The organism is Arthrobacter pascens (assembly GCF_030815585.1).
GTDB classification, from domain to species: domain Bacteria; phylum Actinomycetota; class Actinomycetes; order Actinomycetales; family Micrococcaceae; genus Arthrobacter; species Arthrobacter pascens_A.
Map to the genome: position 1 here is coordinate 722,108 of NZ_JAUSWY010000001.1, position 13,744 is coordinate 735,851.

The following is a 13,744-nucleotide window of genomic DNA, read 5'->3' on the forward strand; positions in this document are numbered from 1 at the left end:
TGCGGGCGGGCCTGGTCCTCAGGCCGGCCCGCACCGGTTCGGAAGACATAGAAGGGAGCGGGATCATCGCGTCGCGGACAGCAAGATACGGCTTTGCTATCAGCCTGTGCCTACTGCTTGCTGCTGGCTGGTGGGTGGCTGCACCGGCGCAACTGGGTGGCACCACCACTTACCTTGCGACCCACGGAATCAGTATGGAGCCCGAGTTCCGCACCGGGGATCTGGCAGTTGTCCGTCCGGCCAGGGACTATCAGGTAGGTGACGTGGTGGCCTACCGCAGTGAGCTCATGCAAACAGCGGTGATGCACCGTATCGTTGCGGTCGAGAACGGTTATTACACCTTCAAAGGGGATAACAACTCCTGGCTCGACCCGGAACAGCCCACACGAAGCGACCTTATCGGCGCCCTGACAGTCCGCATACCCGAGGGTGGCGCATGGCTTAGCCGGGCTGCCAGCCCCCCGGTCCTGGGCCTGCTGGCATTCGCCCTCTTGGCCAGCGGCGGCGCCGCCGCAACCACCCGCCGTCGGCGCAAACGAAGGAGAGCAGCCGTGTCCCGCCACATCAGCACCCGCCCCGCTCAGCAACAGGTCCTGGACGGCCTTCCGTCCTCACTGCGGATTTCCGCCGCTCTTGGCGCAGTCCTCGCATTGATGGGCGTGGCCCTCGGTGTGCTGGCCTGGTTCGGGCCGGCCGAGGAGCCCTCGACCTCCCAGGTCAAGAGCGGCATTCGGATGGACTTCTCCTACACCGCCGCCGTCGGACAAAGTCCTGCATACGACGGAACAACGGCGCATTCCCCGGACCCGGTCTTTCGCAAACTCACCAATACCGTCGATGTCCACTTTGCCTATCACGGTGACCCGGGAACCTTGACGGTCAGGGCAGACCTGTCCACACCTGGAGGCTGGCACTCAAGCGTCCCGCTTACCGGACCCGCCACCTTTACAGCCAACCACTATGAGGGAACCGTACGGCTGGACCTGACCACCCTCGAAGCCAAAGCACAGGCCGCATCGGCCGTCACCGGCCTCCCCGCCGGACCGCTCACCATCGCCCTGACACCACAGGTCACATCAGCAACAGGCACCGAATTCCAGCCCGAACTCAAGCTGAACCTCACCCCGCTCCAACTCGCCCTCACCGGCACGCCGGATACCCTGACCGTCACAGACGCAACCACCACGCAGCAGGCAACCATGGTTCCCCGCACGATTGCGTGGACCGGGGTGGGCATCAGCGCCGCAACAGCCCGCGTCGTATCGGCCGTACTGCTTCTCGCCGCCCTGGCCATCGGCGTCATGATCGTGATCTTCGCCCGCCGCAACGCGCCCGCCGACGAGGCAGCGGCCATCCGCCGCCGCTACGCCTCACTGCTCGTGCGGGTCCACCCGATGCCCGCGCCCCAGGGCCGGCCCCTCATCGACGTCACCACCTTCCCGACGCTAGCCAAACTTGCCGAACGCTACGGGCTGCTGGTCCTGCACTGGAACCGCAGCGGCGTGGAGACCTTCATCGTCCAAGACGAAAACATCACCTACCGCTACCGCGCCGGATCAGACCCTGTGCCCGCGGATCGTACCCCGGCGCTGGCGGACCTCCAGCCATGACCCTGGCCCCCAGCCTGCCCCAATATCCAGTCGGCGGAACCATGCATGCCACGCCCGAAAGTCGTTACCCGCCTGGGAACCTCCAGACGGATAGCATGGGAAAGGGGTATCAGATGGTCCGGGGGCGTCGAACGAACATCCTGTCATTCATTGGCAGCCACCTGCTGCTGTGCGTCCTCAGCCTGCAGATCGCCTTCGCCCTCGCGATAGTCATGGCACTACACTCCGGGGCCATGGTTGGTCCGGACTCGCCTGCGCTGACCGGAATTCTTGGCTCCGTCGCCGGAGGCCTGATCCTGAGCGCGGTCTGGACCGCGGCCCGCGGCATCCACACAGCGCAAGCAACGCGACCAGGGCCAGGCCATCTCGGACCTCATGGAGACCGTACTCGACACCAGCCGCGAATGGCTTTGGGCCATTGATGACCGCGGGAACTTCACCTTCTCAAGCCGAACCAGCTCCACACTTCTGGGATACGACCCTGCCGAGCTGCTCGGCAGACCGATCAGCATGGTCATCGATCAGGACGATCTCACCAGCTCCCGCCAATCGGTGGCCGGCGCCCTCGGTGACCGCGGTTCAGACTGGGCCGGAGTGGTGGTCTCCTGCCGCCACCGCAACGGCGCACCCGTCTGGATGGAAGTATCTGGGAAATCACGCCAGGACCGGGACGGACGGTCCACAGGCTTCGAAGGCACCAGCCGCCTCCTTCCAGCCCAGACGGTGCGGACACTCCTCAAGGAACGTGTCCGGGAACGGATCGACAAAACCGTCCAGAGCCAGATGATCCTCACGGCATTCCAACCCATCTACGACCTTCCGACCGGGACCATCACCGGCGTCGAAGCACTGGCGCGCTTTCCCACCGAGGACAGCCGGGGTCCGGATCACTGGTTCAACGAGGCAACCAGCGTCGGTCTCGGCGGGGAACTTGAGTTCGCTGCCCTGGAAGCGGCCCTTCACAATACGGCGAAGCTTCCAGAACATCTCTACGTGGCACTCAATCTCTCACCCGAAACATGCCTGGACCCCCGCTTGCCAGGATTCTGGGAAGAGTCCGCACTGGCCGTTGACCGGATCGTCCTTGAACTGACGGAACGCCTGGCCGTAGACGAGTACGCGCCGCTCCTGGCAGCTCTTGGACCGCTGCGCCGCCGCAGCCTGCGGATAGCAGTGGACGACGCCGGATCCGGCTTCTCGTCAATGCGCCACATCCTCCAGCTCAGGCCGGACATCATCAAACTCGACCGGAGCCTCATCGCCGGCATCGACAGCCCACCAGGGCCAACGCGCCCTCGGTGCGGCGATGGTCGAATTCGCCAAACAAATCGGCGCCAGGATCGTGGCCGAAGGAATCGAAACCCAGGCAGAACTCACCGCCGTCACCCATCTCGGCATGACCTCAGGGCAGGGTTACTTTCTTGGGCGTCCCACAATCCAGGCGAGCGATTGGGCGGTCTGGCGCAAGGCCCACACCAGCGACTCCAACGCGCACTGACAGGTCCTAACCCAAACGCATCCGATCGCTGCTGTCGTAGGCGGTTGTCATATGCGGCTTGACTTGATCCGGCCCGGATGATGTGCAAGATCTCGCAGAAACCCCGTGTTCCCGCAGGAATGGCGCCCAAACACCTTCGGCGCCCGCGTGCTGAAGGAAAACGTTTGCCACAACAGACTTGACTTGACTTGTCATGGCGGTGACAGACCGGTATCGTCCTCCGTGATCCGACATGAGGGATCGCTGCTTCCAACGGAGGTTACCGTTGCTCTGGCCGACTTTCTGCTCGCGCTCTGCTGGGCACCCTGCTCATTCCCTTTCTTGTCCTGTATCAGCTGCTTCGTCTCAGGCGCCGCGCCCTGCGGGACGCCACAGTGTTAGCCGCAGCCGAGGCCGGACGACGCTAGCTATGCCGTACATCGACATCAACCCCCACAAAGGCCGCCCCAAGTGGCAGGCGTACACCGTCCTTGCCATCCTGCTGATCATCACTTCCGCCGTGGTGACGCACGCCCTGACCCGCGTCTGACGGCGGGATTCTGCCCAAGCACCTAGACTTACTGTTTGAACTAGAACGTAAAGTGCCGCAGAACCTTTTGCCGAAAGCCCTGGGGGGACAGACATGCCCGATCCGGCGGATAAGAACGCACGTGCCCTTGCACAGGACGCAGGGCAGCCGCAGCTTCGCCGACGCCGTGACCTCCGTCGCGCCGACGGCGGACCAACGGATGCCCGGACAGGAACCATGCCAGCTGTAACACCGAATCCTTCCACCCCATCCGACGCCGGCCAGCCGGTCATCAGGCGAAGCTCCTGGGCGGAGGCAGCCGCCGCGGCCGACGAAGCAAAAACGGCAGGCCACCTTCCCGCCCCCACCCGGCCGCCCGTATCGTTCCAGCCGGAAGCCGGGCAGTCCTTTCAGGCGGAAGAGGCTACGCCGGAGGCAAGCACCTCCGCAGAAGCGAGGGTCGCCGTCGACACGGCACCGCCGTCGTCGGACGCTGCTCCCGATACTGCCGCCGGAACCGAAACCCTGCGCCGCGGCAACCGGCCCAGCACTGCCGACGTGATTGCCAATGCCCCCATGCCGGACTTCATCAGCTCGCCGGGCCTGTTTGTCCGCGAGCAGAAGCCCCGGCCGGTGGGCGGACTCCGCGGCGCCCTCTACTCGCTGTCCGGCGGCGCGTGGAACCTGGGCCCCGGCGCCAAGCAGCGCGAGGAAGACGAACTGGGCCGCCGCATCTCCCGCCAGCTGCAGGGCAGCTACAACACGGCGGTCCTGAGCCTGAAGGGCGGCATCGGCAAGACCTCCACCACTGTGGGTGTGGGCCTGACACTGGCCGAATTCCGCGGCGACCCGCCCTGCGCCATCGACGCCAACCCGGACTCCGGCGACCTCGTGGAGCGCGCCCTGGGGGAGGGCATCTACCAGCAGGCCACCCCGCGCACCATCTCGGACCTGCTCAAGAACATCGAGTCCATCGATTCCCTCACCGCCCTGGCCCGGTACATGCACCACGCCGGCCGGCTGCACCTGATCGCCGGCGAGCAGGACCCGGAGGTCTCGGACTCGCTCACCGCCGCGGAATACCTGCGGATCCGCAAGCTCATCTCCAACTATTACTCCGTTGCACTGACCGACTGCGGCACCGGCGTCACCCACAACGCCATGAGCGGGATCCTGCAGTCCGCGGACAACCTGATCATCGCCGCCGGCTACGCGGTTAGCGGCGCCAAGCGGGCCCGCAGCACGCTGCAGTGGCTGGCCCACCACGGCTATGAGGATCTGGCCCGCAACGCGATTGTGGTCATCACGGACAAGGTGGAGGTCTCCTCCCGCGTGGACAAGGACGCCATCGAGGAGCACCTCTCAGGCATCTGCCGCCAGCTGATCGCCGTGCCCCACGACAGGGGGGTGGCCGACGGCGACCTGGTCACCCTGGACGTGCTCAAGCCCGAGACCCGGCGCGCCTACAAGGAGATCGCCGCGGCGATCGTGGACGGTTACCGCTAACAAAAAATGGCCAGAAAACTCTGGACGGGCCCGGTGATCCTTTGTTAAGGTCTTTGTGTACGAAAACCGGCTGGGCGCATCCAGCGTCCGGGAAGGAGGAGCACGTCACCGCTGACAAATACCTTGCAACTTCTGTCCTACACGCTGAAAGCCCCTCCTAGGAGGGGCTTTCCCATGTCCGGTGCGGGCCTCTTCAGGCGGCGAGTTTGTGTGCTGCGGCCAGGGCCGGCTGGGCCGGCGGCAGGATGCTGAACGTGCAGTCTTCCTGGAGCGGGTCGATAATCACCGGCAGGTGGTGGGTTTTTGAGCAGGTGCGCAACTGCTCCAGCGCATCCGGATCGACGTAGGCGTTCCTCATGTCGACTTCCAGCTCAAGGCCCTTCCTCAGGGCGTTGGCGCGTTTCACCACGACGTAGAGGGCGTGGATGCTGTGGACGGTAACGTGGCCCCTGGCTGAGACCTGGGCACGGGCGTAATCGAGGTCAACGCGGACAAGAATATTGAGCTTATCGGTCAATTGCTTCTGCCTTTCTTCGGCGACTGCGACGCTGCAGTCACGACGGCTGCGACGCTGCAACCTCGACAAGCCTAGACATCTAATGTGACGTATGCAACATGGGTAGGTGAATATTTCATCTCGATGGAGCAGCCCCAGCCCCGATCTGAGGCGGAGACCCTACGCCACCTCTTCCAGCCATTCGGCAAAAGTCTGGTGTCCGACGGCGGCATCCGCAGCCGGGATCAGGGCACCGTTGCGCATCGCTTTCCACAGCGGGCCCAGGGCGGTGAAGCCCAGGACCAGCTTCCGCTGGCCCGTTTTCCGGGCATAGGCGCGGACCATGTCCACGAGCTGCTCCACCCGCGGCCCGCCCAGATCTGCCACCCGTCCCCGGGATCCTGCCTCCGCGGCGTCCACCAATGCCACAGCTACCTCGCGGGCGGAAACGGGCTGGGTGGTCATCCTGGGCACCAGCGCCAGCGGGCCCACCGAGCCGCGTTCCAGCATCTGGGTGGCGAATTCGAGGAATTGGGTGGCGCGCAGGATGGTCCAGGGCAGGTCTCCGTGGCTGATCAGTTCTTCCTGGGCCAGTTTCCCGGCGTAGTATCCAACCGCTGCCTTGTCCGCGCCGACGATGGAGAGCGCCACGTAGTGCCGGATCCCTGCAGCCTTGCCGGCTTTCAGCAGGTTGCCGGTGGTGGCGATGAAGAAATCAACGGATGCCTTGGCGGACAAGGTCTGGATGCTGGCTACGTCAATGACCGTGTCCACGCCCTGGAGCGCCGAGTCCAGGCCCCCGCCCGTCATCAGGTCAACCCCTTCGCCGCGGGAAAGGCTTGTCACGGTGTGCCCGCGCTCCCTGGCGATGCCGACCACGTGTTGGCCGACCTTCCCGGTTCCTCCGGCGACTGCGATGTTCATGCGTGCGTTTCCTTTTGTTCGGCGACTGCCGGCGTTCCGGCAGCAGGTGGAGGATGGTTCATACTCCTAAGACGATAGAGCGTCGCCAAACGTGAGGTTCGGAATCCGTCCTACCCTGGCGGCACCAGCCTCCACCTCACGTTTTGCCGGGCTGCGTCGTCCTGTGTGTAGAGGGGCCGCCGCCGGGGCAGGCCACCGCGCACGAAAGGGAACACCATGAAGGTTGGTGTTGTGGGAGGAACGGGGCTTGTCGGCCGGAAACTGGTGGCGCCCCTGGAAGCGGAAGGCCACACTGCGCTGGCGGCGTCGCCCAGTACCGGGGTGGACACGTGGACCGGCGCCGGGCTGGCGGAGGCGCTGGAGGGCGCGGCCGTGGTGGTGGACGTGTCCAACCCGCCCTCCTTTGATGATTCCCTGGAGTTCTTCACCCAATCCACCCGGAACCTGCTGGCCGCCGGGGAGATCGCGGGGGTAGGACACCACGTGATCCTGTCCATCGTTGGCATTGACCGCATTCCGGGAAATCCCTACTACGTAGCCAAGCTGGCACAGGAGGAGGCGGCCCTGGCGGGACCCATCCCCGTGACCATCCTGCGGGCCACCCAGTTCTTCGAATTCGCGGCCGGCCTTGCCGCCCTGTACGGCGACGGCGCAGTGGTCCGGTTGTCCTCCGAGCCGGTACAGCCACTAGCGGTGGACGATGTGATGGCCGAGCTTGCCGCGCTCGCCACTGGAGAGCCGGCAGCGGGCAGTGCCACCCACGAGCTGGCAGGGCCCGAAGTGCTGGCCCTGGACGAGTTTGTCCGCGGGGTTTTGTCGCTGCCGGGGACCCGCGGTCCGTGGTTACGGACCCAACGGCCGATACTATCGGCGTAGGCGCGGTGACGGACGCGCTGATCCCTGCTCCCGCCGTCGGACGCGTTGACCGGAGGCAGGTGGCGCCGAAGCGGCTGGCTGAGTGGTCAGCGCCAGCCGGCGGTGCACCAGTTTTGGAACGATGAGGGGATGGGCATTGGCTGACGTGGGAACGGGCTGGCGGCCTGACGGCGCGCAGGATGCCGGGCTGGCGGAGCTCGCGGGGGAGCGCAGGCACCTCATGAACCTGGGCTATCGGATGCTCGGCACGGTGGCCGATGCCGAGGAAGCCGTGCAGGAGACCTATGTGCGCTGGTACCGGCTGACCCCGGAAGACCGCGACGCCGTCGATTCGCCGCGCGCCTGGCTCACGCGGGTGGCGGGCCGGATCTGCCTGGACATGCTGGGCTCCGCGCGGGCCCGCCGCGAGCGGTACGTGGGCGAATGGCTGCCCGAGCCGCTCCCGGGCAGCCCGTTCGCACCGTCACGGCCCGAGCACGCCGATCCCGCGGACACCGTGACCCTGGACGAGACGGTGAGCACCGCGCTGCTGGTGGTGCTCGAATCCCTCACTCCGGCCGAGCGCGTGGCCTTTGTCCTGCGCGAGGTCTTCGCCATGCCGTACGCGGACATCGCCCAGGTGGTGGGCCGCAGCCCTGAGGCCTGCCGCCAGTTGGCGTCCGCCGCCCGTAGGCACGTCCGGGAAGGGCGCTCGCGGGAGGCGACGCGGGAGCGGCATGACGTCATTGTGCGCGCCTTCGCGGACGCCTGCCGCGGCGGCAGCCTCTCCGCCCTGGCCTCGGTACTGGATCCGGACGTGGTGTTGAAGTCCGACGGCGGCGGGATAGTGAGTGCCGCCCGCAGGCCCGTGATCGGAGTATCCAACGTGTCCCGCTTCCTGCTGGGGATCGTGGCCAAGAACCCGGGCCTGGGCGTGGAGGAGCGGGAAACCGGGGACGGCATCGCCCTGGCGTTCCGGCGGGACGGACGGACCACCGGGGTGATGAACCTGAACGTCGTGGGGGACGCCGTCAAGGACGTGTGGATTGTGCTGAACCCGGGCAAGCTGGGGCTTTGGAACTGACGCTCTGTTCTTTGGGGCGGCCCGTTGGAATTGTCCGGCTATGAAGCGCCGGTCATCTCCCGGGGCGGTGCTTCCGCACGAAGGGCGCCAGCCAACTCCGCTGCGGCAGCCAGGGACCAGCGCTCGTTCTCCGGCTCATAGCAGACCACCATGGCCACCTCCGCGCCCTTGGCTTCATCCATGACGAGCAGCAGCGCGTCCTCCACATGCCGTGCGTACTCAAGCCGTTCCGCCAGGCTGCCCTGAAGATCGCTGTCGTCAATCACCACGTGGGCCTTGCCGTCCACGATGACTTTGAGCGAATATCCCTGCTCCTCGTGGAGGGACCCGCGGGTGGATGAAATTTCGGTGACTCTGTCCGCACGGATCAGGCTGTTGCCGATGGTGCGGATCCACAATTCCCCCATAAAGACTCCCTTTGGTTGTGGGGAACGGATTGAAGCGTTCCACAAGGCAAACGCTAGTCCTCCCGTGGCTCTTTGTGACCCCCGGGTGGGCTGAATTTCCAAGGACGCCCAACAAAAGAGACCCGCGCCCGCCCGGGCCATAGGATAAATCTGATGACTTCGCCAGACAGCCCGCCGCCTTTCAGCTTCCGGAGCATCGCAATACCCGCTTTCGGACCGGCGCTGCTGTTCTGCATCGGCGAAGGCGCAGTCCTTCCGGTGGTGGTCCTCTCGGCCCGGGAACTCGGAGCATCCGTGGCGGTGTCCGCGCTGATCGTCACACTCATCGGCCTGGGCTCCTGGTTCTTCAACCTGCCCGCGTCCCTCATCACGCTCAAGTTCGGTGAACGCTGGTCAATTGTGGGTGCTGCCGCAGCCGGTGCGTTGGCACTCGCTGCGGCAGGGGCGTCCTCCCTGATCCCCAACGGACTGTGGCTGCTCGCGGTGGCGATGTCCGTCGTCGGGATGGCCGCCAGCGTCTTCAGCCTGGCGCGGCAGAAATACTTGACCGAGGCGGTGCCCGTGCAGTTCCGGGCGCGGGCGCTGTCCACACTGGGCGGCGTGAGCAGGATCGGCATCTTTATCGGTCCGTTTGTTGGGGCCGGGGTGATGCAGTTCGCCGGGATCGCCGGCGCCTACTGGGTGGGCGTCGCGGGCATGGCTGCCGCCGCGGTCCTGGCCGTCACCATCCCGGATCTGGTGGTTCCGCCTGCGCCCGACGGCGGCCATAAGGGCCCGGAACCCACGCTGCGGAATGTGGCGGTGTCCCACGCAGGAGTGTTCCTGACACTGGGCGTGGGAATCCTGCTGCTGAGTGCGCTGCGGGCTTCCCGCCAGGTGGTGATCCCGCTGTGGGCTGAGCATCTGGGCATGGACGCCACGCAGGCTTCGCTGATCTACGGCCTGTCCGGCGCCATCGACATGCTGGTGTTCTACCCCGCCGGCAGGCTCATGGACCGGAGGGGCCGGCAGTGGGTGGCTATACCCTCCACCATCATCATGGGAATCGCCCTGCTGCTGATCCCGCTCACCGCGAGCTTTACCGGGCTGCTGCTGGCAGCCCTGCTGATCGGCTTCGGGAACGGCATCAGCTCCGGCCTGATCATGACGCTCGGAGCTGACTTCTCGCCGGACCGCGGGCGCGGCCAGTTCTTGGGCCTGTGGCGGTTCATTGCGGATGCGGGGTCAACCGGCGGGCCGGTTCTGCTCTCCGTGGTGACGGCGCTGGCATCCCTGGGTGCGGGGGTCTCAGCCACCGGGATACTGGGCTTCGCCGCGGCAGCCGTGTTCGCCGTCGTGATTCCCCGGCTCAGGCACCGCCGGAACTACTGATCGTCTCACCAGCAGAGGGCTACGAGCTGACAAGGGTCCGAGTCAGTACTGTTGCTTGGGGCTTGGTGGTGGAACGCGGTGCGCATGTGTTCGACCAGTGGGGCTACATGGCCGGGCGCGACCTGGATCGGCTCAATGACCTGAACGCCGCCTTTCGTGACTCAAGGGTCCGGGCCATCTTCGCGTCACTAGGGGGTGCCGGTGCGTATCGCATCGCCGAGGAGATCGACTTCGAAGCAGTCCGGCGCGACCCCAAGCCACTCATAGGCTTCAGCGACATTAGCTACCTACAGATGGCTCTTTGGCGCGAGTGCCGCCTGGTGACGATCCATGGTGCTGCTGTTGGCACAGAGGCGACCGCCTCAGTGAGGCAACTCCTGATGGATGACACGCCGGTGACTGTAACCCAGACCCACAGGCCTACTCCGCAAGAATCCAGGTCGAAGGACGGGCAACGGGATTGCTTGTGGGCGGAAACCTTTCATCGATCACGCATATGGTTGGTGCCGGCCTGCCAGCCCTTGATGGCACCATCCTTCTACTGGAAGACAAGCGCGACATGGGGCTCGGTCGGATCGATCGTCAAATCACTCAACTGAAACGAGCCGGGGCGCTCGACAACCTGGCAGGCGTCGCACTTGGTCTCTTCAGCGGCTTCGATGACTATGAAGACCGTGACTGGACCTTAGTGGATGTCCTTAAGGATCATCTGGAACCCCTAGGCATCCCTGTCCTGGGCGGCCTCAAAATCGGACACAATGGCATCGGTGCAGACGGCCGACCGGACCAGACCTGCGTCAAGCTAGGCGCCCCCGCCACGATCGATACGGCTGCCGGCAAACTAACGTCTGGCTGATAGACCTCCATCGATCCGGCACTATTCGTGCATGAAACGAACGATTTCCAAAACAGTTGAATCGGGACTTTGGCGCGCCGGGTTGCTCAGCTGGAGGCCGTTTGGCGCTTGGCCCTTTTCGGTTGCCTCGTTTTAGGTTCTTCTTCCGGAGTGCGTTGAACGACGCGGTACACGGTACTTCTTGCAACTGTGAACAGTTCTGCGATCTCGGTGGTGGTGTGTTGTCCCACCCGATGAAGGGATACGAGGTGGGCTTCCTGGTTCTTGCTGAGTTTGGGCGCCTTGCCGCGAAGCCGGCCCTTGGCTTTGGCGACCTGCATTCCTTCACGGGTTCTGGCGCGGATGAGGTCGGATTCGAACTCGGCGACCATGGACAGGACGTTGAATAACAGTCGGCCGACCGGATCATTCGGATCGTGAATTGAACCACCGATGCTGAGCTTCACGCCCCTGCTGGTTAGTTCCTCGATTATGTCCCCGGCATAGGGCAGGGACCTGGCAAGACGGTCGAGCTTGGTGATGACGAGGGTGTCGCCGGCGCGAACAGCTGCGAGAGCTTCATGCAGCCCTGGCCGTTCCTTGCTCCGGCCAGTTAGCCCGTGGTCGACGTAGATCCGGGCTTCCGGCACACCAAGGAGAGCCAGGCCGTTGCGTTGAGCGGTCAGGTCCTGTTCATTGGTCGACACCCGGGCATAGCCGATGATGTGGGCAGTCATGGTTATACCTGTAGCGGTTGAGATACCTTCAGCGGGCTTTTTTGCGCGGGCGGGTCATACGCGAATCTAGCCATCAAGCACTTCTCGGCGTTTTTTGATGGGCTCGGTGGGCCGCGAAGCATGTTCCGGTAGGGGACCGGCTAGCGGGAGCGCAGGGTTGGACGCTTCGACCCGACTTGCACACGTTTACTCCCGGGTACGTCGGCGGGCGGTAGCGGTCGAGGGCAGTTACGGTTGCCGATTGCCCTAGACAAATCCAATTATCAGCGTCGGGCCCAAATCCTCTGCACCCCCACGGACCACTTGGCGGGGTAGTCCCACCCCAGTCCGCTGGGCTCGGCTCGGTGGTCAGCAAAGAGAGGACAATAGCCCGCCCTGTGAAGTAGCGCTGTGGGGCGCTCGTTGCCCCGCTCGTGTTCTACACGCTCGCGTTCCGCCCGGCGGCCCACAACCCCGCTGTGCGCCGATACTCGCTGGAGTGCCGCCGCTACATGTGGCAGTTCGCCTGCTGATCGAGCTTCTTCTCACCGGAACGGGTTGGGGGCGGTGCACTTATCGCCCCCAATCCGCCCCTGTAGCTAGGCACCGATCTGGCGGACGAAGTGGTAGGCCACGACATGCCCGGCGTACGTCAGCGGAATCATGTCCGTCTCCGCGTCGAAAGTTGACCCGTCCTTGCGCTTGCCGCGGAAGCGGAAGGACACCGGATACTGCAGGCCGCCGACTTGGTGCTGGTAGTGCCAGACGTACATTGACCGACTCTCGTCCGCGATGAACGTGTCTGCGAAGTCGTCGACCTCCTGCCACTCGCGGACGTCGTACCCGAACATGGCGGCCAACCGCTGGTTGCAGACCTTGTGCTGTTCGTCGAGCCAGAGGTAAACGCCGTCAGGGCTTTGCTCGAAGACCGGCTTGAAATGCCCGGCCAGCTCTGCCAGTGCGGTCTCATGCGACACGGTCATCGTAAGGCTCCTTTCACTTGCCACCACGCTAGGAGGGCGACTTTGCTGGGTCAAGCCCCAAGGGACTCCTGGGTCTCGAAAGCCCAAAGACGCGGTTGCCCAGGAAGTAGCCCGCATATTTGGCGACATCCCTTCGCCCATGAGCAGGGTCGTAGAGATCGAGAAACTACGTGGTCAGGTCGGCGACCAACTCGGCGAGCTGTTTCGATTCCCACTTGTACTTACGCAGGTAGTAGTCCATCGAGTTCATGAGGGACTGTAGCAAGCGAGCGGACCGTCATAGACAGATACTGCAGCCCCACCTTTGCCAAGTCAACCTTCTAACTTCTAAGCATGAGCGAGTCATAAAATTTCCCGGAGATGCGGTCCTGAAGCGCCTGTCGTAGTGTCCGGTAGCCCATCGGCTACCGGGCACCCCCCGGCGCACCGTATACGCTGACTCTCATGTCTCGAGTTCTGATCACCGGCATGTCAGGGACGGGAAAGACAACGGTGCTGCACGAGTTGTCCCGGCGGGGCTACCGAACCATCGACACCGACTGCGACGCCTGGGTGCTTCCTGACGGCACATGGGATGAACCGCGCATGTCGGCACTTCTGGCGTCTGATTCGTCACTGGTTGTCTCGGGGACTGTCGAAAATCAAGGACGGTTCTATGACCGTTTCGCCGCTGTTGTTCTCCTGAGCGCACCCGTAGAAGTCCTCATCGAGCGAGTCTCGGTTCGCACGAACAATCACTACGGCAACTCAGAGACAGACCAGCCCGCGATCCGCCAATACATTCTCGACGTCGAACCGCTGCTTCGGAACGGGGCAACCCTCGAACTCGATGGTCGTCGACCCGTCCCCGAACTGGCGGATGAGGTTGAACGTCTCATCGCGACGTCCTATGAGACGTGACGCCCGATCAACGATTGGGCTAACGGGCACTATTGGTGCGGTAACCGACCC

At 64.5% G+C, this 13,744-nt stretch carries 13 protein-coding genes and 1 pseudogene; 9 read left to right on the top strand and 5 right to left on the bottom strand.

Features of this window, described 5'->3' with window-relative positions; translation table 11 throughout:
* Window positions 1-134: 134 nt before the first annotated feature.
* The 3 genes from QFZ30_RS03395 (at window position 135) to QFZ30_RS03405 (ending at window position 5,122) form a co-directional block, all read left to right on the top strand.
* Window positions 135-1,610, top strand: a complete 1,476-nt coding sequence (locus QFZ30_RS03395) for a signal peptidase I (protein WP_307073487.1) — start codon at window positions 135-137, stop codon at window positions 1,608-1,610.
* 375 nt (window positions 1,611-1,985) lie between these two features.
* Window positions 1,986-3,170, top strand: coding sequence for a sensor domain-containing phosphodiesterase (locus QFZ30_RS03400; RefSeq protein ID WP_307073489.1), 1,185 nt, complete (start codon window positions 1,986-1,988; stop codon window positions 3,168-3,170).
* Between the two features lie 683 nt (window positions 3,171-3,853).
* Window positions 3,854-5,122 (top strand): MinD/ParA family ATP-binding protein, encoded by a 1,269-nt coding sequence (locus QFZ30_RS03405; protein WP_307073491.1) that lies wholly within the window; start codon window positions 3,854-3,856, stop codon window positions 5,120-5,122.
* A 193-nt stretch (window positions 5,123-5,315) separates the two neighbouring features.
* On the opposite strand, the gene QFZ30_RS03410 is transcribed toward QFZ30_RS03405, so the two are convergent.
* Together QFZ30_RS03410 and QFZ30_RS03415 are read right to left on the bottom strand one after the other, a co-directional pair.
* Entirely contained in the window at window positions 5,316-5,639 is a 324-nt protein-coding gene (locus QFZ30_RS03410) for a hypothetical protein (protein ID WP_307073493.1), read from the bottom strand.
* 159 nt (window positions 5,640-5,798) lie between these two features.
* Complete coding sequence (locus tag QFZ30_RS03415; protein ID WP_307073495.1) at window positions 5,799-6,542, bottom strand: SDR family oxidoreductase; 744 nt, start codon at window positions 6,540-6,542, stop codon at window positions 5,799-5,801.
* Window positions 6,543-6,758: 216 nt separating this feature from the next.
* Here QFZ30_RS03415 and QFZ30_RS03420 point away from each other — a divergent pair, with 216 nt between their 5' ends.
* A complete protein-coding gene (locus tag QFZ30_RS03420; protein ID WP_307073497.1) occupies window positions 6,759-7,418 on the top strand; it encodes an SDR family oxidoreductase in 660 nt (219 codons plus the stop codon).
* A gap of 121 nt (window positions 7,419-7,539) precedes the next feature.
* Window positions 7,540-8,481, top strand: a complete 942-nt coding sequence (gene sigJ, locus QFZ30_RS03425; protein WP_307073499.1) for an RNA polymerase sigma factor SigJ — start codon at window positions 7,540-7,542, stop codon at window positions 8,479-8,481.
* Window positions 8,482-8,519: 38 nt separating this feature from the next.
* Here the strand turns inward: sigJ and QFZ30_RS03430 are convergent, their stop codons facing one another.
* Window positions 8,520-8,888: a hypothetical protein gene (locus QFZ30_RS03430; protein WP_307073501.1), complete on the bottom strand. Its 369-nt coding sequence runs from the start codon at window positions 8,886-8,888 to the stop codon at window positions 8,520-8,522.
* 153 nt (window positions 8,889-9,041) lie between these two features.
* Here QFZ30_RS03430 and QFZ30_RS03435 point away from each other — a divergent pair, with 153 nt between their 5' ends.
* The 3 genes and pseudogenes from QFZ30_RS03435 (at window position 9,042) to QFZ30_RS03440 (ending at window position 11,115) form a co-directional block, all read left to right on the top strand.
* The gene (locus tag QFZ30_RS03435) at window positions 9,042-10,259 is read left to right on the top strand and encodes an MFS transporter (RefSeq protein ID WP_307073503.1); all 1,218 of its coding nucleotides are present in this window, start codon (window positions 9,042-9,044) and stop codon (window positions 10,257-10,259) included.
* Window positions 10,259-10,582 (top strand): annotated as a pseudogene (locus QFZ30_RS21935) (LD-carboxypeptidase); the annotation flags it as partial. The gene QFZ30_RS03435 and the pseudogene QFZ30_RS21935, both read left to right, overlap by 1 nt.
* Window positions 10,583-10,725: 143 nt before the next feature.
* The gene (locus QFZ30_RS03440; RefSeq protein ID WP_307073505.1) at window positions 10,726-11,115 is read left to right on the top strand and encodes a hypothetical protein; all 390 of its coding nucleotides are present in this window, start codon (window positions 10,726-10,728) and stop codon (window positions 11,113-11,115) included.
* 86 nt (window positions 11,116-11,201) lie between these two features.
* On the opposite strand, the gene QFZ30_RS03445 is transcribed toward QFZ30_RS03440, so the two are convergent.
* Together QFZ30_RS03445 and QFZ30_RS03450 are read right to left on the bottom strand one after the other, a co-directional pair.
* On the bottom strand, window positions 11,202-11,831 hold the full coding sequence (locus tag QFZ30_RS03445) for a recombinase family protein (RefSeq protein ID WP_307073507.1): 630 nt from the start codon (window positions 11,829-11,831) through the stop codon (window positions 11,202-11,204).
* A 578-nt stretch (window positions 11,832-12,409) separates the two neighbouring features.
* Entirely contained in the window at window positions 12,410-12,793 is a 384-nt protein-coding gene (locus QFZ30_RS03450; RefSeq protein WP_307073509.1) for a PAS domain-containing protein, read from the bottom strand.
* 444 nt (window positions 12,794-13,237) lie between these two features.
* On the opposite strand from QFZ30_RS03450, the gene QFZ30_RS03455 reads away from it, so the two are divergent.
* A complete protein-coding gene (locus QFZ30_RS03455; protein ID WP_307073511.1) occupies window positions 13,238-13,693 on the top strand; it encodes an AAA family ATPase in 456 nt (151 codons plus the stop codon).
* Window positions 13,694-13,744: the final 51 nt, after the last annotated feature.

What these genes read in the sequence shown, in the direction of transcription:
- QFZ30_RS03400 (WP_307073489.1), top strand. Translation starts at nt 1,986, where the DNA reads ATGGAGACCGTACTCGACACCAGCCGCGAATGGCTTTGGGCCATTGAT.
- QFZ30_RS03405 (WP_307073491.1), top strand. Translation starts at nt 3,854, where the DNA reads ATGCCAGCTGTAACACCGAATCCTTCCACCCCATCCGACGCCGGCCAG.
- QFZ30_RS03415 (WP_307073495.1), bottom strand. Translation starts at nt 6,542, where the DNA reads ATGAACATCGCAGTCGCCGGAGGAACCGGGAAGGTCGGCCAACACGTG.
- QFZ30_RS03420 (WP_307073497.1), top strand. Translation starts at nt 6,759, where the DNA reads ATGAAGGTTGGTGTTGTGGGAGGAACGGGGCTTGTCGGCCGGAAACTG.
- sigJ (WP_307073499.1), top strand. Translation starts at nt 7,540, where the DNA reads ATGAGGGGATGGGCATTGGCTGACGTGGGAACGGGCTGGCGGCCTGAC.
- QFZ30_RS03430 (WP_307073501.1), bottom strand. Translation starts at nt 8,888, where the DNA reads ATGGGGGAATTGTGGATCCGCACCATCGGCAACAGCCTGATCCGTGCG.
- QFZ30_RS03435 (WP_307073503.1), top strand. Translation starts at nt 9,042, where the DNA reads ATGACTTCGCCAGACAGCCCGCCGCCTTTCAGCTTCCGGAGCATCGCA.
- QFZ30_RS03445 (WP_307073507.1), bottom strand. Translation starts at nt 11,831, where the DNA reads ATGACTGCCCACATCATCGGCTATGCCCGGGTGTCGACCAATGAACAG.
- QFZ30_RS03450 (WP_307073509.1), bottom strand. Translation starts at nt 12,793, where the DNA reads ATGACCGTGTCGCATGAGACCGCACTGGCAGAGCTGGCCGGGCATTTC.
- QFZ30_RS03455 (WP_307073511.1), top strand. Translation starts at nt 13,238, where the DNA reads ATGTCTCGAGTTCTGATCACCGGCATGTCAGGGACGGGAAAGACAACG.